Source organism: Nonomuraea sp. NPDC059023, from assembly GCF_042740095.1.
Lineage (GTDB): Bacteria > Actinomycetota > Actinomycetes > Streptosporangiales > Streptosporangiaceae > Nonomuraea.
On sequence record NZ_JBHYIO010000058.1, the window covers coordinates 1 to 19,530 of the forward strand.

Genomic DNA, 19,530 nt, shown 5'->3' on the forward strand with positions numbered 1-19,530 from the left:
CGCACTCAACGCCGCCATCTGGCACAACTGGAACACCGGCGCACCCGTAAAACGGTCCCTGACCGCCTACGACCACTAACCCGAATTTCACATCAGCGATCTAGGGGTGCGTAGGTACACCCACCCCACATGGAACACCTACCGGGCGCTGCTCTCTGAAATTCACGCCATCCAGGCCGGTCTCTAGCGCTCCCCTGCCCGTCCTCGATGGCAGCCGGGCCCGACGTCAACGAGAAGCGGGTCCACGAACGAGCATCCACACCGCCACCATCTCGCACCAGACCTCACGCAGCCGAAGGCCCCAGCCAAGATCGAAGGTTGTTCAACACCCACTTGCTGCCGAGGTGGGCTGCTGCCTGGTCTATCGGTCGAAGCCCTGGCCCAGCTGCGGGCCGTGTTCGTGAGCGGGTGGCGGCCGGTAGGCGACGGGCCCGGTCCGCTCGGTCCGCTCGCGCGGCGTTTGGCCGGTGATTGATGCGAGCCGGGCCGCGGCCGCTGGGGTGCAGGATGCGGGCGGCGTGTTCGCTCTCGCGCTGGTCGGGGGTCAGGTCCAGGCGGTGCAGCTTCTCGCGCTGGAAGGCGATGCCGTACCGCTCGGCCGCCACGCGCCGGATGCGGGCCTTGGCGAAGGCGTCGGCGACGTGCGCGTGCCGGTGCAGGTCCTTGCCGCCGGCGACCGCCGACCAGCGGCCGTCTTCGCGGCCGCGCGACCTTTTCCGCGGTCCCTCATGCCGTGTGTTGGCCAGGGCCGGGCTGTCGGTGGTGGCGGACGTCGCCCGGGTCTGGGCGCTGTGTCGGCCGCTCTGGCGCGAGGTTGCCGCGACCGCGACCCGGGTCGTGAGGAGAGCTGCCCGCGCCGCGGGCGCCCTTGACTATGTGAAGAACCTTGGCGTTCGGCGCATGTCCCGCCGGTCGTCAGTGGTCATCGTCATCTTCGTCTTCGTCGTCCTGGTGCTCGTTCTTGTCGGCCTGTGACTGCGCCTCGCGGTCCAGGCCGTCACGCGAGCTGGGGCTGTCGGGGTTCCTGGCGGCCGCTGACTGCACTCGGGCGGCGGATTCCTTGTCCCAGGGAGTGTGTTTGCTCATGACTCCGGACTACCCCTGCGACATTCGGCAACGGGGCAGCCTGGGACCATCCGGACGTCAAATCAGCGGCGTGGTTTGAGGCGGTCGAGGCCTCCGGGGTGGGCGTTGCCGAGCGCGACGACGGCGTCCAGGAGTGCGCCGTACAGGCGGGCGTGCTGCCAGTGCTGGCGGCCGAGGGTGTCGTCATCGAGTTGGCGGGCGAGCTCGCGCAGGTGCTCGATCCATGCGGCCGCGGCGGCCGGCGGCCGGGTTTCGGCGGGCGTGACGGGCGGCGGGGGAGCAAGGCGTGCGGCGGGCGGGGGGGTGGCGTGGCCATCGGGCGGGGCAGGCCGGCATCGATGTCGCGGCCCATGCGGCCTACCGCGGTGCGCACTTCCCAGGCGCGGTTGCGGCAGCTTTTGCCGCAGTAGGTGGGGGGCCGGTCACGTCCGCTGTAGGTCAGGTCCGCGTGGCACCAGGCGCACGTGCGGTTCATGGAGAACGTCATCGGGGACACCGTGCCGGCGGCTCTTTTCGTCCCGGACGAATGGGTGAATACCTTGGCATACGCCCGTGACCCGCGTGGTCCGCTGTGCTGGAGAGGTCAGGAGCACACGGTGGCCGCCGAGCGGCGTGTCACCCCGGAATCGATGAGGAAGCAGTGCACATTCTGGATCTTCTCACCAGCGTCTTGCAGCTGGCAGCCGCCGGAGCCGGCCTGTACGCCGGCGCGGTGCTCGCCCTGAAGGCCGCCGCGGCACTGCCGCTCGGCCCGCCGCGACCCGGAACCCGGGGGCCGATCGCGGTGGTGAGCCGCCCAAGCACGATATGGACCTACTGTGACAGCCGAGCCGAAGACCCCTGGCCGCAGGCTCAGGCCGAAGTGAGCGCGGAATCCGCCGGACGGCGGGTCAGCGCCCAGGCCGTCAGCGACACCCCCGGTTGAGGTACGCGCCTGAGATTCGCGCCAGCACCACGATGAGCACCGCCAGCACGGCCGCGGTCGCCACGCTGTTGGCCAGCAGCTGCGCCCCGACGTCGGGCGAGAGGCGGGTGGCCATGACGCCGGAGCAGACGACGACCGTCACCAGGGCGCCGGTGCTCAGCAGTGCAACCAGCGCCCGCCGCGCCAAACCCTGCGGCGCGAGCGTCACGAGGTAACGGCCGGAGCCGGGGGCCGCGAGACTGGTGGCTCGTCCTGTTGGGGGGCCGCCAGCGGGCGCCAGCCGGCATCACCAGCGCCACGGCCAGCGCGGTCACCGGCGCCCACCACGACGGCGCGGTGAGGCAGGCTTGCCCGGCGCGCCAGACCCCCAGCAGGACCGTCTCGCCTTCCGGGGTGGGCACGCCGAGCGCGGAAGGGATCTGCTGCAGGCCGATGACACAGGCGATGCCGATGGTGAGGCCCTCCACCACCGGAGCGGGCACCAGCGCCATATACCTGCCCGCGCGCGCCAAGGCCAGGGCGATCAGCATCAGCCCGGCCAGCAGCCCGACCGTCAGCACCCCGCTCGCGCCGTGCGCGTGCACGATCGGGAACAGGACCACGGTCATCGCCCCGGCCGGGCCGGAGACGGGGTAGGACCTGCAACGGAACCGTTTCGTACGGTATGCGCCTTCCCCCAGGTCAAGACGGGCGCGTCACAGGGGTCGGCGAGAGTCGTTAGCGTTCGTTCCGGTATCCGATCCGGCCGTACACGGAGAAAAGATCTTGGCCGCTGTCAGGTGATGACGACGGCGGGAATCATCGCAGTGGCGCGCGTCACCGAGCTGCGCACCGGAGAGCTGTCGCTCTAGGTTCGGCCGTGAACGTGGTGTCCTCGGGTGATGGGAGGAGGGTTGGTGGGCGGCGGGGTTCCAGGCGGGCCGTCACGGTGGTGCCACACCGTCAGCCGGTCACGAGGGCTGGCCTGCAGTAGTGCGGTGCCCAAGGGGGTTCGTGTGTGCAGCACCGATTGCCCGCGCCGCTGGGTGGTGATGAGCCCGGCCTCGCGCAGTGTGGCGGCGTGGCGGCTGGCGGTGGGCGCCGATAGGTGGAGTGCTTCGGCGAGCTGGGTGGTCGTCAGGGGATGGTCGGGGGCTTGGAGCGCGGTTGCCCGTGCGTTGCCGATGAGTCGTGCCAGGGGGCGTGGTTGCTGGATGGCAGGGCGTCTTGTCCGGGTGGGTGTGGTAGCCAGCCGAGGGGCGGTGGCGCGGGGTAGGCAACGATCAGAGGGTTGACCGGATCGGCGGTCGCGGTCGGCTGGCGTGCGCAGAAAACCGATGGCTGCAGCGTCAGGGGGCGGCCATCGGGCCGGAAGTCGAAGTCGAAGGCGGAGGGCATGGCCAGCCTTCCGTTGTGCCAGTGCAGGTGATGGCGTGGGTAGCTGGCCAGGAGCCCTTCGATGCCGCCGTTCAGGACTGCATCGGCCCGGCGGCCGCGTTCAGTGGTGAAGGCGTCGTGCAGTTGCCCGGTGTAGGGGGCGAGCGCGATGCGGTGATAGCGGTACAGCAGGTCGCCCAGTCGTTTGAGTGTGGCGACGTCGCCGTTGGCGATGTCGCTCGCATCCTGAGGGACGGTTCCGTTGAGCTGGGCCATCAGCCTCATCTGGTGGCGCAGGGTGGTGCGAGGTGTGGACAGCACCTGATCCAGGCCAGTGCCCAGATCGACGACTTCGTTCGTGGGGCTGAGGAAGTCGGGCCAGTAGCCCTCGGCCGGAAACAGCCCGGTTAGCGCGGCCATGCTTGGACCCAGCCCGGCGCGGGTGAGCGCTCGGCGCACCGCGTGCCGCCAGGGATCGAACAGGATGGGTGCCTCACGGGTTTGCAGCAGATGCAGGCTGAAGGAGATCTCCCAGAACGGGTGAGGACCGCCGGCCAGCCGAAGCCGGGTCGGGTCCTCGGCTGTCAGGTGGAATCGCAGCATCCGGATCTCCCTGCGAGGCGTCGATAGCCGGGCAAAGACGGCAACGACGATCACAGTAGAGGACTTCACGGGCCGGCGGACCTGTTCGGTGGTGGTGGTCCGGTCCTCGGTAGGGTCGGCCATTGTCAGGCTGCCCGGGTGACGCGCAGACGGTGATCGGGGGGTTGCCGCTGCTCCTCCGATTTCCCGACATCGTGATGAAGGGATCATTTGTTCAGAAATTCTGTCCACTATCCGGGGAGATCGAGGAGCTCCACGGCCCGCTCCCTCATCTCGACCTTCCGGATCTTGCCGGTAACCGTCATCGGGAACCGTTCGACCAGGTGGACGTAGCGGGGGATCTTGTAGTGGGCCAGGCGGCCAGCGCAGAACTCCCTGACCGCCTCGGCCGTCAGCGGCTCCGCGCCGGGGCGCATGACGATCCAGGCCATGAGCTCCTCGCCGTACTTGCTGTCCGGCACGCCGATCACCTGCACGTCCGCCACGTCGGGATGGGTGTAGAGATACTCCTCGATCTCGCGCGGGTAGACGTTCTCGCCGCCGCGGATGACCATGTCCTTGATCCGGCCGACGATGTTGACGTAGCCCTCCTCGTCCATGGTGGCCAGGTCGCCGGTGTGCATCCAGCGGGCGGCGTCGATCGCCTCGGCCGTCTTCGACGGCTCGTCCCAGTAGCCGAGCATCACCGAGTAGCCGCGCGTGCACAGCTCGCCCGCCTCGCCGCGGGGCACCACCAGCCCGGTCTCCGGGTGCACGATCTTGACCTCCAGGTGCGGCATGACCTGCCCGACCGTCTCGGTACGCCGGGCCAGCCCGTCATCGCGCCCGGTCATCGTGGACACCGGGGAGGTCTCGGTCATGCCATAGCAGATCGCCACCTCCTCCATGTGCATCTCGCCGGCCACCCGCTTCATCACCTCGACCGGGCAGGGAGAGCCCGCCATGATGCCGGTGCGCAGGCTGGACAGGTCGAACTCGGCGAAGCGCGGGTGGCCGAGCTCGGCGATGAACATGGTCGGCACGCCGTACAGGGAGGTGCAGCGCTCGCTCTCCACGGCCCGCAGCGTGGCCTCGGGGTCGAAGCCGGGCGCGGGCAGCACCACGCACGCGCCGTGCGAGGTGGCCCCGAGGTTGCCCATGACCATCCCGAAGCAGTGGTAGAGCGGCACCGGCAGGCAGACCCGGTCGGCCTCGGTGTAGCCGAGGCCCTCGGCGACGAAGTAGCCGTTGTTGAGGATGTTGTGATGCGAGAGCGTCGCGCCCTTGGGGAAGCCGGTCGTGCCCGAGGTGTACTGGATGTTGATCGGGTCGTCGAAGGAGAGCGTGGCCGCGCGCTCGCGCAGGGCGGCGCGGTCGGCGCCGCGGCCGCTCGCCACCAGCTCGTCCCAGCCCGGCTCGCCGATGAAGACCACCTGGTCGAAACCGATCTCGGCGAGCATCGCCCGGTAGTCGCTGGTCTTGAACGCCACCGCGCTGACCAGCAGCCGCATCCCCGACTGGCGGACCACGAAGTCCAGCTCGTGACCGCGGTAGGCCGGGTTGATGTTGACCAGGATCGCGCCGATCTTGGCGGTGGCGTACTGCGTCAGCACCCACTCGGCGCAGTTCGGCGCCCAGATGCCGACCCGGTCGCCCTTGGCGATGCCCCTGGCCATCAGGCCGAGCGCGACCTCGTCCACGGCGGCGTCGAACTCGGCATAGGTCCAGCGCCGTCCGCTCGCCACGTCGACCAGGGCCTCACGGCCGGCGAAGCGGGCCGCGGCGCGCTCCAGATTGTCCCCGATGGTCTGGCCCAGCAGAGGAAGCGCGGAGACGCCTGACGCGTGTGAGTCACCCATGACGGAAGCATCCGGCAGGCTCCTGCCCGGCGCTACCCCCGTTCGGGGGTGGCCGTGCCATGCTGGAGTAATGGTGGCACTGCGGGCGGCGCTGGCCCGGATGCGGCACGTCACCGGTCTGCCCGTGCTGTTCGGCGGCACCGTGACGGCGGGCCGTACCGTGCGGCTGACCGAGCTGGCCGGGACCACGACCGGCGCGCTGCGCGGGCTGGCCATCCGGGCCGGCAGCGGCCTGGGCGGCCGGGTGCTGGTCACCGCACGGGCGGGCAGCGTCGAGGACTACGCCACCGACACGCGCATCAGCCACGAGTACGACCAGCCGGTCGGGGCCGAGGGCCTGCGGGCGATCGCGGCCGTCCCGGTGGTCGTGGGGGAGAGCGTCGGCGGGCTGCTGTACGGCGGCATCCGCGAACCGCTCACCCTCGGTACCCGCGTGCTCGACGCCATGGGCGGGATCGCCGCCCGGCTCGGCGTGGAGCTGGCCGTACAGGCTGAGGTGGAACGGCGGATGGCCGAGCTGGAGACTGCCGCGATCACCCGCGCGGCCCGCGAGCGGCCCACCGGGCCGGAGCGGGAGAACCTGCGCGAAGCGCACGCGGAGCTGCGCTCCATCGCCCAGGAAATCACCGACCCGGCCCTGCGCGAGCGGCTGCGGGACGTGTGCGAGCGGCTGAGCGCGCCGGACGGGCCGCCGCCCGCGCACAACCCGCTCTCGCCCCGCGAGATCGACGTGTTGTCGCTGGTCGCGGTGGGTTGCGGCAACGCCGAGGCCGGCGAGCGGCTGGGCTTGCGGCCCGAGACGGTCAAGAGCTACCTGCGCGGCGCGATGCGCAAGCTCGGCACCCACACCAGGATGGAGACCGTGGTGGCGGCCCGGCGCGCGGGCCTGCTCCCCTAAGGGCTCAGGGACCAGCGTAGCGGGCTGTCCCCGATGGTCTCCGCGACCTCCTCCACCTCGAAGTCGATCATCCGCTGCTCGCCGCTCCAGTCGGCGCGGGCGCGCCCGGCCAGCCGCAGCGTGTGCCCCCGCTCCCAGTCCACGAACAACAGCCCGGCGGCCGGTTCCAGCTCCAGGTTCCCGAGCGTCAGGAACATGAAGTTGCCCCGGTAGTCGGCCCAGCGCAGCCGCCCGGGCTCCGGCACCTCCACGAAGCCGGGCGGGCCGCCGCGATGCGAGACGTCCGCGCCCTGGCCGTCCGCGCGGGTGGCGATGAAGAAGGTGTCGGCGCTCTCGATCCACCGCCGGTGCCCGTCGGTGAGCGCCGCGTGCTCCACGGTACGGCGCGCCGCCGGCTCGGCCACCGAGGTGATCTCCCTGGTCACGATGTACTTGGGGCAGTTCGCGATCACCTGGTCGGTCTCGATGACCAGCCGGTCACCCTCCTGCCTGGCCGTGCCGTTGACCCGCATCCGCCGCCGTGTCCATGGCTCGATCGCCAGCGTCCCGATCTCCCCGCCGGCCTCGAACGGCGGCTCTCCGTGTACGGCCAGCGAGGTCGCCCCGAGCGGCTCGATGAACCCGGGCAGGCCCGTCATCAGCCCGACCCGCGTGCCGGCCCCGACGACGAGCATCCGCTGGCGGCGCAGAAACTCCCTGGCCACCTCGGGCAGCTCGGGACGGGCGCGGGCCGAGCCGAGCAGCTTGGTGATGCCCGCGCGCCGCTGCGCGCTCACCTCACCGGGATGAATGCCCATGGCTAGAAGAATCCGCAGGTCGGGGCGTCCTCGTGCGGGGCGGGGGCGGTGACGCCCTCGGTCACGTAGATCTCCAGCCGGGTGCCGTCGGGGTCTTCGAAGAACAGCCCGCCGGACTCGCGGCCCGTGCCGTGCGGGACGATTCCGTCGTGCCGGATGGCCACGCCGAGCTCGCGCAGCCGGGTCTCGATCGCCTCCAGTTCCTCGATGCCGGGCGCCTCGAACGACAGGTGGTGCAGCCCGGGACGGCCGCCGTCGAAGCGTCCCGAGCTCTGCTCCCACAGCGTGAGCACGAGTTCCTCCGGCCTGCCCAGCCGCGCGTAACGCCAGTCGCCGCCGTCGGTCTTGCCGTAGAGGGCGAGGCCGAAGACCTGGCAGTAGAAGTCGATCGAGCGGTCGAGTTCGGTGACGTTGAGCCCGACGTGCCCGGTCTGGAGTGCGGTCGCCACAGAGCGACTCCCTTCTAATGGTTGTGCCGCAATTCAAGCATTAGCCGCTAATGGGTGCAAGTGCGGGGTAGCATTAGCAGGGTGGTGCACATCGCCGTCGCCTTCGCCAACACCGTCCGCGTCTCCACGGGGGACGCGCTGGCCACCGCCGCCGGTCTGACCGCGTGGCTGCGTGAGCGGCGCTCCGAGCTGGAGGTACGCCTGGACGAGGCCGACCTTCTGGCGATCGGTGACGAGGAGGCCGCCGCCGCCCGGCGGGCCCGCGACGCCGTACGCGCGCTGATGGGGGGCGCGCCGGAGCCGGACGAGCACGTCCGCGCGCTCAACGACGCGGTGCGGGCGGCGCCGCGATGGCGTGAGCTGACATGGGGGGAGCCGCCGTCGGTCACGGCTCGTTCGGCCCAGCCGCCCGTCCTGGCGGCCGTCGCCGAGGTGGCCGAGCAGGCGATCCTGCTGCTGTCCGGCCCCGACCGCGACCACGTACGCCCCTGCGGGGCGCCCGGATGCGTGCAGTTCTTCCTGAAGGAGCACCCGCGCCGGGAATGGTGCTCGACCGGCTGCGGCAACCGCGTGCGGGTGGCCCGCCACTACGCCCGCACCAAGGGCGCGTAATGCGCGTGGGAGTCCTGGGCCCGCTGGAGGTCACCGACGGCGCCGAGACAGTGGAGGTCGGGGGCGCCCGGCTGCGCGCGCTGCTGATCCGGCTCGCTCTGGACGCGGGCAGCGTGGTCGCGGTCGAGGCGCTCACCGGTGCGCTCTGGCCGCAGGACGGCCCCGCCGACCCCGTGCACTCCCTGCACTCCCTCGTCTCCCGGCTGCGCCGCGCCCTGCCGGCGGCGGTTCTGCAGGTTCCCGGCGGGTACCGCCTGGACCTCCCGCCCGACGCCGTCGACGCCCTGCGTTTCGAACGGCTGGCACGTCAGGGCAGGCGGGCGCTGCGCGAGAACGACCCGGAACCGGCCGCGGAACGGCTGCGCGCGGCACTGGCGCTCTGGCGCGGCGACGCGCTGACCGACGTCGCCGAGACGCCCTACGCGCTGGCCGCCGCCGCGAGGCTCCACGAGCTCAGGCTGGCCGCGACGGAGGACCGGATCGCCGCCGAGCTGCGGTTGAGCGGCGACCACGCTCCCCTCGTGGCCGAGCTGGAGGAACTCCTCGCCGCCCACCCCCTCCGTGAACGGCTGCGCGCCCTGCTCATCGAAACCCTGCACGCCTCCGGCCGCCGGGCGGAGGCGCTCGCCGCCTTCGAGTCCTTCCGTGTGACGCTGGCCGAGGAACTGGGCGCCGACCCCGGACCGGAACTGAAAGAGCTCCACCTCGCTCTCCTGCGCTCCGAACGGCCCGTACGCGGCAACCTGCGCACGCCGCTGTCGAGCTTCGTCGGCCGCGTCGAGGAGCAGGCGCACCTGGTCCGGCAACTGAATGAGCGGCGGCTGGTCACGCTCCTCGGCCCGGGTGGCGTCGGCAAGAGCCGGCTGGCGACGCGGGCCGCGAGCGAGTTGGCCGCCGGGTTCCCAGGCGGCGCCTGGCTGGTCGAGCTGGCCTCGGTGACCGACCCGGCGGCGCTGCCGCAGGCCATCGTCACCACCCTGGGCCTGACCGGCCCGGGCAGGCCGGGCGACCAGATGGGACGGCTGGCCGACGCGCTGCCCGCGAGCCCGACGCTCATCGTGCTGGACAACTGCGAGCACCTGATCGACGCCGCCGCCCGCCTCGTCGAGGACCTGCTCGGCCGGTGCCCGCAGCTTCGTGTCCTGGCCACCAGCCGCGAGCCGCTCGGTCTGCTCGGGGAGGCGCTGAGCCCGCTCGCGCCGCTGCCCGCCACCGACGGCGTGCGGCTGCTCGCCGACCGGGCGGCGGCCGTGCGGCCCGGGTTCACGCTGAGCGAGGAGGACCGGGCGGCCGCCGAGCGGATCTGCGCGCGCCTGGACGGGCTGCCGCTGGCGATCGAGCTGGCGGCGGCACGGCTGCGGTACGCGAGCGTGGAGCAGGTGGCCGCCGGGCTGGGCGACCGCTTCCTGATGCTGACCGGCGGCAGCCGTACGGCGTTGCCGCGCCATCGCACGCTGCGCGCGGTCGTGTCGTGGAGCTGGGACCTGCTGACGCGGGAGGAGCGGGCGGCGGTCGAACGGCTCGCGGTCTTCCCCGGCTCGTTCACGCCCGAGGCGGCGGCCCGCGTGTCGGGGTGGACGGCGGTGGAGGACTTCGCCGACCGTTCGCTGCTGCAGTTCGTGCCGGGGCCGCAGCCGCGCTACCTGATGCTGGAGACCATCAGGGAGTACGGGCTGGAACGGCTCGCGGAGTCCGGGCGGCTGGCGGCGGCCAGGGCGGCGCATGCCGCGTACGTCGCCGAGCTGGCCGAACGCGCCGAGCCTGGGTTGCGCGGGGCCGATCAGCTCGCCTGGGTGCGGCGGCTGCGGGCCGACCGGGACGATCTGCGGGCCGCGGTGCGGTTCGCCGCGGATTCCGGGGACGCGGCCACGGCGGCGCGGCTCGGGGCCGGGCTGCGCTTCTTCTGGACGATCACGGAGGATCCGGGCGAGGCGGCCGCCCTGTTGCGCGGGGTGCTGGACGTGGCGGCGGATCCGGGTGTCGCGGCGGCGTACCTGCTCAATCTGGTTCTGGCCGCGGACGGGGGCCGCGCCAAGGGCGAGGCCGACGGGCTGCTCGCGCTCGCGGCCGGGTGCGAGCAGCCCGCGACCAGGGCGGTGATCGAGGCCCTGGTCGCGCTGATCACCGGTGATGCCGCGCCCGGACTGGCCGCGATCGACGCCGGTCTGCCCCGCTCGGCGGCGTGGGATCGCGGGGTGTTGTGGTTCGTGCGGTCGTTCCTGGACGGCAGCCTCGGTGACATGGAGGCGATGCGCACCGATCTCGGGCAGGCGGCGACGGCGTTCCGCGCCTGCGGCGAGCACTGGGGACAGGCGAGCGCGCTGAGCTATCTGGCCTTCGCCCGCACCACGCTCGGCGAGTTCGAGGCCGGCGCGGCGGCGCTGGAGGAGTCGATCCGGCTGGCCGGCGACCTCGGGACCGGCGACGGACAGCGGGTCTGGCTGGCCATGGTCCGCAGCCACACCGGGCAGACGGCCGCGGCCCGCGCGGAACTGCTCGACGTCCTCGGCGGCAACCCGCCCGCGAGCCAGCTCGGGCTCGCCCGAATCCAGCTCGCCAACCTCGCCCGCCACGACGGCGACCTCGACGCCGCCGGGCGGCACCTGGCCGAGGCGGCCGAGAGCCGGGATCCGCTCTTCCTCCTGGCCCGTGCCGAGCTGGCGGTGGCCAGAGGCGAGGACGCCGGGACCGACCTGGCCGAGGCGTTCGCGCTCGCCCTGGAGCTCTGGGACATGCCGCTGGTGGCCATGGCCGCGGTCGCCGTGGCCTCCTGGCGGCTGGCCACCGACGCCACGGAGGCGGCCGGGGTGCTCGGCGCCGCGCACGCGTTGCGCGGCGGCCCCGACGCCCGCCACCCCGACGTCGAACGGCTGGCCCGCGCCCTGCGCGCCGAACTGGGCGAGCCCGCCTTCCACGCGGCGTACGAGCGTGCCCGCCGCCTCGACCGCGCGATCGCGATCGCCCGCGTCAAGGCCGCGCTCGCTCACCCGGGCTGAGCGCTCCTGCGAGGGATCTGTGGGGGGTCTGCGAGGACCGCCCGGCACGGTGGTCCCCATGACGTACGCGTTCCAGGCGGAAGGCCTGGTCAAACGGTTCGGGAAGACGACGGCGCTGGCCGGCGTCGACCTGGCGGCCCCGCCGGGCACGATCCTGGGCGTACTCGGCCCCAACGGCGCGGGCAAGACGACGGCCATCCGGGTGCTGGCCACCCTGCTGCGCCCCGACGCGGGCCGCGCCGAGGTGGGCGGCCTCGACGTCGTCCGGCACGCGCCGCGGGTCCGCAAAATGGTCGGCCTGACCGGCCAGTACGCCTCGGTGGATGAGGACCTGACCGGCACGGAGAACCTCGTCCTGCTCGGCCGCCTCCTCGACCTGCGCAAACCGGAAGCCGAACGGCGCGCGAGCGAGCTGCTCGAACGCTTCGGCCTGACCGAGGCCGCCGGCAAGCGGGCCGCAACCTACTCCGGCGGCATGCGCCGCCGCCTCGACCTGGCCGCCGGGCTCGTCGGCGAGCCGAGCGTCGTCTTCCTCGACGAGCCCACCACCGGCCTCGACCCCGGCCGCAGGGAAGACCTGTGGCGCATGATCCGCACCATCGCCGACGGCGGCGGCACGGTCCTGCTCACCACCCAGTACCTGGAGGAGGCCGACGCCCTGGCCGACGAGATCTGCGTGATCGACCACGGCCGGGTCATCGCCCACGGCACCCCGGCCGAGCTCAAGCAGATCGTCGGCGGGCAGACCATCGTGGTGCGCCCCAAAGACCCGGCCGAGCTGGCGCGGGCGGCGGAACTGACCGCCAAGGCCACCGGCCGCGAGCCCGCGAACGTGGCCGCCGGAGTGCTGACCGTCGCCGTCGACGGCGGCGCCGCCTTCACCGCGGTCGTCGGGGCGCTGGCCGAGGCCGGCGTCGAGGTCGCCGAGCTGTCACTGCGCCTGCCCAGCCTGGACGAGGCCTTCTTCGCGCTCACCGGAGCCGCGTGATGCCGTTCGCCCTGCTCCGGCACAGCCTGCTCCTGGCCGGGCGCGGCCTGCGCAAGACCCGCCGCAACCCGGGCATCCTGTTCGACGCGTTGTTCCTGCCGATCGTGTTCCTGCTGATGTTCGTCTACCTGTTCGGCGGCGCCGTGGCCGGGTCGCCTGAGGCGTACCTGCAGTACATCTTCCCCGGCACGCTGGTGATGTCGACGCTCATGGCCGGCCTGCTGTCCACCGGCGTCAGCCTCAACGTCGACATCAAGAAGGGCGTCTTCGACCGGTTCCGCAGCCTGCCCATCGGCCGCTCCGCGCCGCTGATCGGCTCCGTCGCCGGCGATCTCATCAGGTACGGCGTCGCGCTCGTCACCCTGTTCCTCCTCGGCTACCTCCTGGGCTTCCGGGTCCGGACCGATCTGGTGTCGGCGCTGGCCGCCTGCGCCCTGGCGGTCACCCTCGGCTTCTGCATGAGCTGGATCAACGTGCTCGTCGGAGTGCTCATCAAGGAGACCTCGGTCGTGCAGAGCGTCGGCTTCCTGGGGATCTTCCCGCTGGCCTTCGGCACCAACATGGTCGCCCCCACCGAGACCCTGCCCGGCTGGCTACAGGCCTGGGTCAACGTCAACCCCGTCACCCACGCCATCGACGCCACCCGCGGCCTGCTCCTCGGCGGCCCGGTCGCCACCGCGGCGAGCACCACCCTCATCTGGTCGGCCGGTTTCCTCGTCGTCTTCGTCCCCCTCGCCGTCATCGCCTTCAGGAGGCGCAACCAGTGAACGTCATCGAATCCCGCTCCCTCGGCCCCATGGACCCCCTCGACGACCTCGACCCCCTGCTCGACCTGGTCGGCGACGCCCGGGTGGTGGCGATCGGCGAGAGTTCCCACCACGTGCGCGAGTTCTACCTGCTGCGCCACCGCCTGCTGCGCCTCCTCGTCGAACGCCGCGGCTTCACCGTCTACGCGCTCGAAGCCCCGTTCACCGACGCGCACACCATCGACGCGTGGGTACGCGGCGGCCCCGGCACCGTCGAGCAGGTCGCCTCCGCCGGGATCGACCACGGCATGGGCGACTGCCGGGAGATGCACGACCTCCTGAGATGGATGCGCGACCACGAGCGCCCGCTGCGCTTCGCCGGCTGCCTGGCCGGCGTCCCGCGCACCGCCCTGCGCGCGGTCGCCGCGTACATGAAGGAGGCGGACCCCGACGCGTTCCCCCTGGCCGAACGGGCCTTCCGGCTGGCCGGCGGGGACCGCGAGGTACCCAGCATGAAGGCCATGATGGACCACGCCCGCCGCCCGATCGAGGTGCAGGACGAGCTGACCGTGGCGATCAGCCGCCTGCTTGTACGCATGGAGACGATGGCCGCATACCAGCGCGGCCAGGGCCGCGCCGCCCGGCACGCGGCCGCGTTCCAGCATCTGCGCAACGCCTGGTACCTGGACCACGGCGGGCGCGACCTCGCTGGGCGCGGCATGGCCGTGGGCACCGCGTGCCTGGACGCCTTCGGCGCCGAGAGCGTGCTGCGCCTCGTCGAGGACGGCGCCCGCGTCGTGGTGGCGACGCACAACACCCACATCCGCAAGACGGTGATCGAGCACGAGGGCGACTTCGGGCTTTTCCCGCAGGGCTACCACCTGGCCGAGGCGCTCGGCCCTGACTACGTCTCCATCGCCGCCACCAGCCTCGGCGGCCGTACCTCCGCCGGGCGGGTCGCGCCCGAGCACCCGCTCGGCTTCGAAGCGGTCGACGTCGACCTTCCCGCTCTGGCCGAGGGCAGCGTCGAGACGATCTTCGACGGCCGCGCGCCCCTGGCCATCGCCGACCTGCGCTGCCACGACCCGGAGGCGTTCACGCGGATCAGGATGCTGGACCACTTCATGGACGTCCCCGTCGTCCGGGCCTACGACGCGGTCGCCTGCGTCCCGGAGACCCGGTCCGTCCAGACCTTCAGGCAGGCGTGAAAGTCATCGAGCGCCCGCGGCGCCTCCGGCCAGGCTGATCCCGAGCGTTCAACCAACCTCTGGAGTGCCGATGACATCGCGACAACGCCGGCTGGCCGTCGGCGTCATGCTGGCCACGTTATGCACGTCGCTGCTGCAGGCCCTGCCGGCCACGGCGGGCACGCCCACGATCGACAGGCGACCGGTGTCACCCGGGATCGTGCTCGCCGCGGCCGACTGGGATCGGATCCGCGCGGACCCGTCCCTTGCGGCGAGCCCTTCAAAGGAGATGGTCCCGCTGCTGCCGAAGCGCGGCATCGCCGCCGTGGCAAGGGAGTCGCGGCTCAACGCCGCCCGCATGGAGGCGAACGGCCCACGAGCGGCGGCGATGCCGCTGGCACCCCCACCGATCCGCGAGAGCCCTGACCCCAAGGCGCTGGCCGACTGCTTCACCCCGGCGGCGGAGCGCAGCGGCGGCCACATCCTGAATCGCTTCGTGTTCTGCCAGCGCATCAAGGCGGAGATGCCGGTCGACGTCTTCCAGAACGGCCGGGTGGTCCGCCTCGGAACCACGAAGTTCACCTACGAGTTGATCACCCAGGGCGACAATCACCAGCGCAGGACCCGTATGTTCGGCCGCATCCAGAAGGGTTCGGTCCGTCACGAGGGGACGTTCGCGTGGCGGGTGATCGCGCCCGCCTGGCCGTTCTACCTCGTCGGCAGGTGCGAGCAGAGCGGCGTCGCCTGCCCGGTCGCCCACGCGCCGGTGGTGTTGCCGTTCCGCCAGTGGGACGACGAAACCGTCTGGTGGAAGTGGGACACCATCAACCAGGCCGGCAACGCCGAGGGCCGGGACCGGATCACCCTGCACGACGCGTGGCTGGAGTTCGGCTCCGCCATTTCCGGCGGCATCGTGACCCGGCCAGGCCACAGCGCCCCCCGCATCGTCCGCTGCGACTCGGCGGACTACTTCCGGCTCGGCGGCGGCCACTACGAGGCGGCGTGCGTCTTCGCCGAGACGACTCCGCGCCTGACGTGGGAGATCGGGAAGGCTCCCCACGCGGAAGTGGCCCTTCACATCGCCAACGCCCAGGACTTCCCCAACGCCACCTGGCCCCGCCTGGTGCCCGATGGGCAGCCCCCGCCCCGAGACAAGATCATCCCCGGCAAGTACAAGCCCGGCGACCCTGACGCGCCCGGCCTGCACCGCATCAGGACCGAGCAGTCGGGGACGATACCGCCCGACCCCGAGCACAGGAGAAACGGCGAGCGCAAGACCGGCGCCTGCTACGGAGAAGGTCCATACGCCGCCGAGTACTTCGGCCTGGGCCTGCCCGTCCCGCCGCGCCCCGGAGAGCAGTGTGACGAGTACCCTCCGGCCTCCACGTTGGAAGGCGCCGACCATCCTGAGTACGACTTCTCCGTCCGGGCGGTGCTCACGGACGGCAACAGCCGTGCCGGCATCGCGCTTCGCGACTACTACGTCCATGACCGGATGCTCCTGTGGGACGTCAGCCTTCCCCTGGAGCGAAACGACCGCTTCTACTTCGAGATCCTGATCCAGCGGCCTCATTGATCCAGCCAGGACTTCCAGTCGATGCCGGGGTCCTCGGTGAACAGGTGGTGGGAGGCGATCATGGGGCCGTGGAAGCCGCGGATGAAGCGGTACAGGGCGGTGGGGGTGCGGACGGCGACGTTCTGGGAGTTGACGAAGTAGACGACTCCGTCCTCGCCGGCCAGCCGTACCCGATCGCCCTTCTGCGCCGGGCGGGGCAGGCCGAGCTTGGTGGCGAGGGAGCGCCAGGCCTGCTCCCAGCCGGGCACGGGCGGGCCGAAGACGGTGAGGGGGGTGGCGGTGCGGCCGGGGAAGTGGGTCAGGTACTCCACCAGCGTGGCGAAGAACAACTCCAGGCCCGCCGACATCGCCTCGAACTCGTCCTGCCAGTCGTCGCCCGGCAGGAAGCCGCTGGTGACGGCGCGCAGGACGGTGGTGCCGCCGGACTGGGCCTCGATGAGGAACTCGTAGGCGACGAAGCGCCCGTCGGGGGCGATCTCGGTGCCGTGGGCGAAGCGGGCGCCGGGATCGGCCCCGGTGATGTGGGTGGTGGGGGAGTAGTCGCCGAAGACGGTGGTGACGGCGCCGCCGGCGACCTCGTTGCGGCCCATGAACCAGGAGTCGATGCCGGGCCCGGTGGAGATGGCCGCCCAGATCTCCTCGGGCGTCGCGGGCACCTCGGCCAGGTGCTCGATCTCGAACTCGTGGCCCATGCTCACGACTCCCTCATGCTGGGGTGGACGGCGACCACGATGCGATGATCCCGCCCTGATTCGGCCTCTTCATCGTGGTATTTCGAGACCAGCGTGGTGACGGCCTGCGTGAGCTCCTCCGCGAACGCCGCCCGCGCGGCCGGGCTGGCGAAGCGCACCTCGCCGTCCAGCGCGAACGTCGCCACCCGCTTGCCCGCCCTGGCCGAGCCCGTGATGAGCGCGCCCACGTCACGGACCAGCCGCGCGGCCAGCGCCAGCAGCCAGCGCGCCGACAGCCGGTCCGGCGACTGGGCCGGATCGGGCTGCACGGCGGCCAGCGCGACGGGGGAGATCACGTAGGAGGCCGCGGTGGCACGCAGCAGCCGCTCGGTCGCGTTGCCCTTGCGCCGTTCCTCGACGAGTTCGACCAGGCCGTGCCGTTCGAGCGTGCGCAGATGGTAGTTGACCTTCTGGCGCGGCAACCCGACACGGGCGGCCAGCATCGCCGCCGAGGCGGGCTGGGCGAGCTCGGCCAGGAGCCTGGAACGCATGGGATCCAGCGACACCTCGGCGGCGGCCGGGTCCTCGATCACGGTCACGTCGAACATGCCTCTACGATCTCACCGACAATTAAATCTGACAAGACGGTGAAGATTGTCGGTGCTACCAGGCGTACGCCTCCGGCGCCGGCCCGCCGGGACCCGGGAAGATGGCGTCGAGCGCGGCCAGCCGTTCCTCGTCCAGCCGGATCGTCAGCGCCTTGAGCGCGAGCGTCAGCTGCTCGACCGTCCGCGCGCCCGCGATCGGAGCCGTCACGCCCGGCTGGTGCAGCAGCCACGCCAGGCCGACGGCCGCGGGATGCTCCCCGATCTCATCACACAGCCGCTCGTAGCGTTCCACCCGGTCCCGGTCCTCGCGCAGACCGGCCTCGGCGCGGCCCGCCTTCCCCCGCGCGATCTCCTGCTTGCGCAGAATGCCGCTGAGCAGACCGCCGTGCAGCGGACTGTACGGCAGGACGCCGATCCCCAGCTCACGGCAGGCGGGCAACACCTCAAGCTCGACCGTGCGCCGCATGAGGCTGTAGATGCTCTGCTCGACGACGAAGCCGAACTCGCCCAGCCGTTCGGCCACAGACTGCCCGCGGACGATGTGCCAGGCCGCGTGGTTGCTGGTGCCGAAATACAGGACCTTGCCCTGCCGGCGCAGCAGCGACAGCGCCGCCCAGATCTCCTCCCACGGCGTCGACCTGTCGACGTGGTGCAGCATGAAGATGTCGAGGTGGTCGGTGTTGAGCCGGCGCAGCGACTCCTCGCACGCCCGGCGCAGGCGCCGCGCCGACAGCCGGATGTCGTTCACGCCCGGCCCCATCGCGCCGTAGGCCTTGGTGGTCAGCACGATCTGGTCACGGCGGGACGGCGTCTTGGTCAGCCAGGTCCCGATGATCTCCTCGGTCCTGCCCTTCTCCGGCTCCAGCCCGTACACCTGCTTGTTGGCGTCGGCGCCGTAGACGTCGGCGGTGTCGACGAGGTTGATGCCGCTGTCCACGGCCAGGTCGAGCAGCCGGTGGGAGGTCGCCTCGTCGGTGAGCGGGCCGAAGTTCATGGTGCCGAGGGCCAGCCTGCCGACCTGGAGACCGGAGCGGCCGAGGTTCGTGTATTCCATGGTCAAGCTCCGAAACGGGTGGGGGAGAAGGCGGACAGGTCGAACTCCGAGCCGCCGTCGAGGGCGAGCTGGGCGCAGATCTGGCCGACGGCGGCCGCGTGCTTGAAGCCGTGACCGGAGAAGCCGCCGGCGAACACCACCCGGCCACCGGCGCCGACCGGGCCGATGACGAAGTCGCCGTCGGGACTCTTGGAGTTCATGCAGGCCATCGCCTTGCTGACCTGCGGGACGAGGCCGGGGAAGGCGGTCGCGCAGTACTCCTCGATCGGCGCCAGGTCCTCGGGCGCCGGGTCGCGCCAGTTGTCCTCCGGCCGGTCCAGCCACGCCTTCTTCGCCTGCGGGCCGCTGATGCCGACCTTGACGCCGGCGCCGTCCACGTCCGGGATGCCCCAGCCGTGCGCCTCATGGCTCTCGCGGACGAACGTGGGGAAGCGGCCGGGCCGATACTCCGCCGCGTCGCCGCGCGCCCTGAACCACGACAGGCACGAGCGCTGGGTTCGCAACGGCAGCGACACCTCCGGCAGGAGATCGAGCGTCCAGGCGCCGGAGGCGAGGATCACCTTGGCCGCCGTGAACCGTTCGCCGCCCACGGTCACCGCGACCCGCCCGTCCTCCACGCGCAATGCCGAGACGGGCACCCCGGTGCGGATGTCGGCGCCGGCCCGCCGGGCGGCCCGCACCGCCGCCGTGACGCACGCCTCCGGCCGCAACACGCCCGCGCCCGGCTCGAAGATCGCCACGTCGTCGTCCAGCACGGCATGCTGCGGATAGCGCCCGCGCATGTCGTCGGGCGTCAGCCACTCGTAGGCGACCTCGCCCGCGGCGGCGCTGGCCAGCGCGTCCTCGATGAGCTCGCCGCCGTCGGTGCCGATCACCAGCCCGCCGGACGGCTCGAACAACCGCTCGCCGTCCCGCTCAAGCTCCTTGATCAAGTCGAGGGTACGGCGGGCCAGCGGCACGTACTCCTTGCCCTCGAAGAGGATCTGCCGGTAAATACGGGACCCGCCGTGCGAGGACCCGCGCGCGTGGCCGACGGTGAACTGCTCGACGCCGAGCACCGAGGCGCCGCGCGCGGCGGCCTGCCAGGCGGCCATGGAGCCCATGGCGCCCAGCCCGATCACGATGACGTCAGTCATGGAT

Annotated in this window: 19 protein-coding genes and 1 pseudogene; 8 read left to right on the forward strand and 12 right to left on the reverse strand. The window is 72.0% G+C overall.

Annotation, left to right across the window (positions count from 1 at the left end):
- Positions 1-915: 915 nt before the first annotated feature.
- On the reverse strand, positions 916-1,086 hold the full coding sequence (locus ACFWYW_RS53270; protein WP_379624651.1) for a hypothetical protein: 171 nt from the start codon (positions 1,084-1,086) through the stop codon (positions 916-918).
- A 640-nt stretch (positions 1,087-1,726) separates the two neighbouring features.
- On the opposite strand from ACFWYW_RS53270, the gene ACFWYW_RS53275 reads away from it, so the two are divergent.
- Complete coding sequence (locus ACFWYW_RS53275) at positions 1,727-2,011, forward strand: hypothetical protein (RefSeq protein WP_379624657.1); 285 nt, start codon at positions 1,727-1,729, stop codon at positions 2,009-2,011.
- Here the strand turns inward: ACFWYW_RS53275 and ACFWYW_RS53280 are convergent.
- From ACFWYW_RS53280 to ACFWYW_RS53300, 5 genes and pseudogenes are all read right to left on the reverse strand, one after another.
- A complete protein-coding gene (locus tag ACFWYW_RS53280; protein ID WP_379624655.1) occupies positions 1,992-2,219 on the reverse strand; it encodes a hypothetical protein in 228 nt (75 codons plus the stop codon). The genes ACFWYW_RS53275 and ACFWYW_RS53280 overlap by 20 nt on opposite strands.
- A 136-nt stretch (positions 2,220-2,355) precedes the next feature.
- A pseudogene (locus tag ACFWYW_RS53285) lies at positions 2,356-2,619 on the reverse strand (SulP family inorganic anion transporter); the annotation flags it as partial.
- Positions 2,620-2,858: 239 nt separating this feature from the next.
- Positions 2,859-3,242 carry a winged helix-turn-helix domain-containing protein gene (locus ACFWYW_RS53290; protein ID WP_379641363.1) on the reverse strand — a complete coding sequence of 128 codons (384 nt, stop codon included), beginning with the start codon at positions 3,240-3,242 and terminating at the stop codon, positions 2,859-2,861.
- A complete protein-coding gene (locus tag ACFWYW_RS53295; RefSeq protein WP_379624649.1) occupies positions 3,128-4,093 on the reverse strand; it encodes a hypothetical protein in 966 nt (321 codons plus the stop codon). Before ACFWYW_RS53295 ends, ACFWYW_RS53290 begins: the two co-directional genes overlap by 115 nt.
- A gap of 107 nt (positions 4,094-4,200) precedes the next feature.
- Positions 4,201-5,808: an AMP-binding protein gene (locus ACFWYW_RS53300; RefSeq protein WP_379624647.1), complete on the reverse strand. Its 1,608-nt coding sequence runs from the start codon at positions 5,806-5,808 to the stop codon at positions 4,201-4,203.
- A 70-nt stretch (positions 5,809-5,878) separates the two neighbouring features.
- Between ACFWYW_RS53300 and ACFWYW_RS53305 the strand changes: the two genes are divergently transcribed.
- A complete protein-coding gene (locus tag ACFWYW_RS53305; protein WP_379624645.1) occupies positions 5,879-6,706 on the forward strand; it encodes a LuxR C-terminal-related transcriptional regulator in 828 nt (275 codons plus the stop codon).
- Here ACFWYW_RS53305 and ACFWYW_RS53310 read toward each other — a convergent pair.
- Together ACFWYW_RS53310 and ACFWYW_RS53315 are read right to left on the reverse strand one after the other, a co-directional pair.
- Positions 6,703-7,503, reverse strand: a complete 801-nt coding sequence (locus ACFWYW_RS53310) for a pyridoxamine 5'-phosphate oxidase family protein (RefSeq protein WP_379624643.1) — start codon at positions 7,501-7,503, stop codon at positions 6,703-6,705. The two genes, ACFWYW_RS53305 and ACFWYW_RS53310, sit on opposite strands and share 4 nt — an antisense overlap.
- Before the next feature lie 2 nt (positions 7,504-7,505).
- Positions 7,506-7,952, reverse strand: a complete 447-nt coding sequence (locus tag ACFWYW_RS53315) for a VOC family protein (RefSeq protein ID WP_379624641.1) — start codon at positions 7,950-7,952, stop codon at positions 7,506-7,508.
- A gap of 81 nt (positions 7,953-8,033) precedes the next feature.
- Between ACFWYW_RS53315 and ACFWYW_RS53320 the strand changes: the two genes are divergently transcribed.
- From ACFWYW_RS53320 to ACFWYW_RS53345, 6 genes are all read left to right on the forward strand, one after another.
- Positions 8,034-8,564, forward strand: a complete 531-nt coding sequence (locus ACFWYW_RS53320) for a CGNR zinc finger domain-containing protein (protein WP_379624640.1) — start codon at positions 8,034-8,036, stop codon at positions 8,562-8,564.
- The gene (locus tag ACFWYW_RS53325) at positions 8,564-11,560 is read left to right on the forward strand and encodes a BTAD domain-containing putative transcriptional regulator (RefSeq protein WP_379624638.1); all 2,997 of its coding nucleotides are present in this window, start codon (positions 8,564-8,566) and stop codon (positions 11,558-11,560) included. Before ACFWYW_RS53320 ends, ACFWYW_RS53325 begins: the two co-directional genes overlap by 1 nt.
- Positions 11,561-11,618: 58 nt before the next feature.
- A complete protein-coding gene (locus tag ACFWYW_RS53330) occupies positions 11,619-12,548 on the forward strand; it encodes an ATP-binding cassette domain-containing protein (protein WP_379624636.1) in 930 nt (309 codons plus the stop codon).
- Positions 12,548-13,315 carry an ABC transporter permease gene (locus ACFWYW_RS53335; protein ID WP_379624634.1) on the forward strand — a complete coding sequence of 256 codons (768 nt, stop codon included), beginning with the start codon at positions 12,548-12,550 and terminating at the stop codon, positions 13,313-13,315. Before ACFWYW_RS53330 ends, ACFWYW_RS53335 begins: the two co-directional genes overlap by 1 nt.
- A complete protein-coding gene (locus ACFWYW_RS53340; protein ID WP_379624632.1) occupies positions 13,312-14,502 on the forward strand; it encodes an erythromycin esterase family protein in 1,191 nt (396 codons plus the stop codon). The genes ACFWYW_RS53335 and ACFWYW_RS53340 overlap by 4 nt, the downstream gene beginning before the upstream one ends.
- 70 nt (positions 14,503-14,572) lie before the next feature.
- Positions 14,573-16,057: a hypothetical protein gene (locus tag ACFWYW_RS53345; protein WP_379624630.1), complete on the forward strand. Its 1,485-nt coding sequence runs from the start codon at positions 14,573-14,575 to the stop codon at positions 16,055-16,057.
- On the opposite strand, the gene ACFWYW_RS53350 is transcribed toward ACFWYW_RS53345, so the two are convergent.
- Genes ACFWYW_RS53350 through solA form a run of 4 tightly spaced genes read right to left on the reverse strand, consistent with a single transcriptional unit; the run spans position 16,051 to position 19,526 of the window.
- Entirely contained in the window at positions 16,051-16,749 is a 699-nt protein-coding gene (locus ACFWYW_RS53350) for an SRPBCC domain-containing protein (RefSeq protein ID WP_379624628.1), read from the reverse strand. The two genes, ACFWYW_RS53345 and ACFWYW_RS53350, sit on opposite strands and share 7 nt — an antisense overlap.
- Positions 16,750-16,751: 2 nt before the next feature.
- Complete coding sequence (locus ACFWYW_RS53355; RefSeq protein WP_379624626.1) at positions 16,752-17,336, reverse strand: ArsR/SmtB family transcription factor; 585 nt, start codon at positions 17,334-17,336, stop codon at positions 16,752-16,754.
- Positions 17,337-17,391: 55 nt separating this feature from the next.
- The gene (locus ACFWYW_RS53360; RefSeq protein ID WP_379624624.1) at positions 17,392-18,390 is read right to left on the reverse strand and encodes an aldo/keto reductase; all 999 of its coding nucleotides are present in this window, start codon (positions 18,388-18,390) and stop codon (positions 17,392-17,394) included.
- 2 nt (positions 18,391-18,392) lie between these two features.
- A complete protein-coding gene (solA, locus tag ACFWYW_RS53365) occupies positions 18,393-19,526 on the reverse strand; it encodes an N-methyl-L-tryptophan oxidase (protein WP_379624622.1) in 1,134 nt (377 codons plus the stop codon).
- Positions 19,527-19,530 lie beyond the last annotated feature (4 nt).

Excerpts from the sequence above, each read along its gene's own strand:
- ACFWYW_RS53325 (WP_379624638.1), top strand. The coding sequence starts at position 8,564 with ATGCGCGTGGGAGTCCTGGGCCCGCTGGAGGTCACCGACGGCGCCGAG.
- ACFWYW_RS53270 (WP_379624651.1), bottom strand. The coding sequence starts at position 1,086 with ATGAGCAAACACACTCCCTGGGACAAGGAATCCGCCGCCCGAGTGCAG.
- ACFWYW_RS53355 (WP_379624626.1), bottom strand. The coding sequence starts at position 17,336 with ATGTTCGACGTGACCGTGATCGAGGACCCGGCCGCCGCCGAGGTGTCG.
- ACFWYW_RS53305 (WP_379624645.1), top strand. The coding sequence starts at position 5,879 with ATGGTGGCACTGCGGGCGGCGCTGGCCCGGATGCGGCACGTCACCGGT.
- ACFWYW_RS53350 (WP_379624628.1), bottom strand. The coding sequence starts at position 16,749 with ATGGGCCACGAGTTCGAGATCGAGCACCTGGCCGAGGTGCCCGCGACG.
- ACFWYW_RS53295 (WP_379624649.1), bottom strand. The coding sequence starts at position 4,093 with ATGGCCGACCCTACCGAGGACCGGACCACCACCACCGAACAGGTCCGC.
- ACFWYW_RS53360 (WP_379624624.1), bottom strand. The coding sequence starts at position 18,390 with ATGGAATACACGAACCTCGGCCGCTCCGGTCTCCAGGTCGGCAGGCTG.
- ACFWYW_RS53300 (WP_379624647.1), bottom strand. The coding sequence starts at position 5,808 with ATGGGTGACTCACACGCGTCAGGCGTCTCCGCGCTTCCTCTGCTGGGC.
- ACFWYW_RS53330 (WP_379624636.1), top strand. The coding sequence starts at position 11,619 with ATGACGTACGCGTTCCAGGCGGAAGGCCTGGTCAAACGGTTCGGGAAG.
- ACFWYW_RS53345 (WP_379624630.1), top strand. The coding sequence starts at position 14,573 with ATGACATCGCGACAACGCCGGCTGGCCGTCGGCGTCATGCTGGCCACG.
- solA (WP_379624622.1), bottom strand. The coding sequence starts at position 19,526 with ATGACTGACGTCATCGTGATCGGGCTGGGCGCCATGGGCTCCATGGCC.
- ACFWYW_RS53335 (WP_379624634.1), top strand. The coding sequence starts at position 12,548 with ATGCCGTTCGCCCTGCTCCGGCACAGCCTGCTCCTGGCCGGGCGCGGC.
- ACFWYW_RS53310 (WP_379624643.1), bottom strand. The coding sequence starts at position 7,503 with ATGGGCATTCATCCCGGTGAGGTGAGCGCGCAGCGGCGCGCGGGCATC.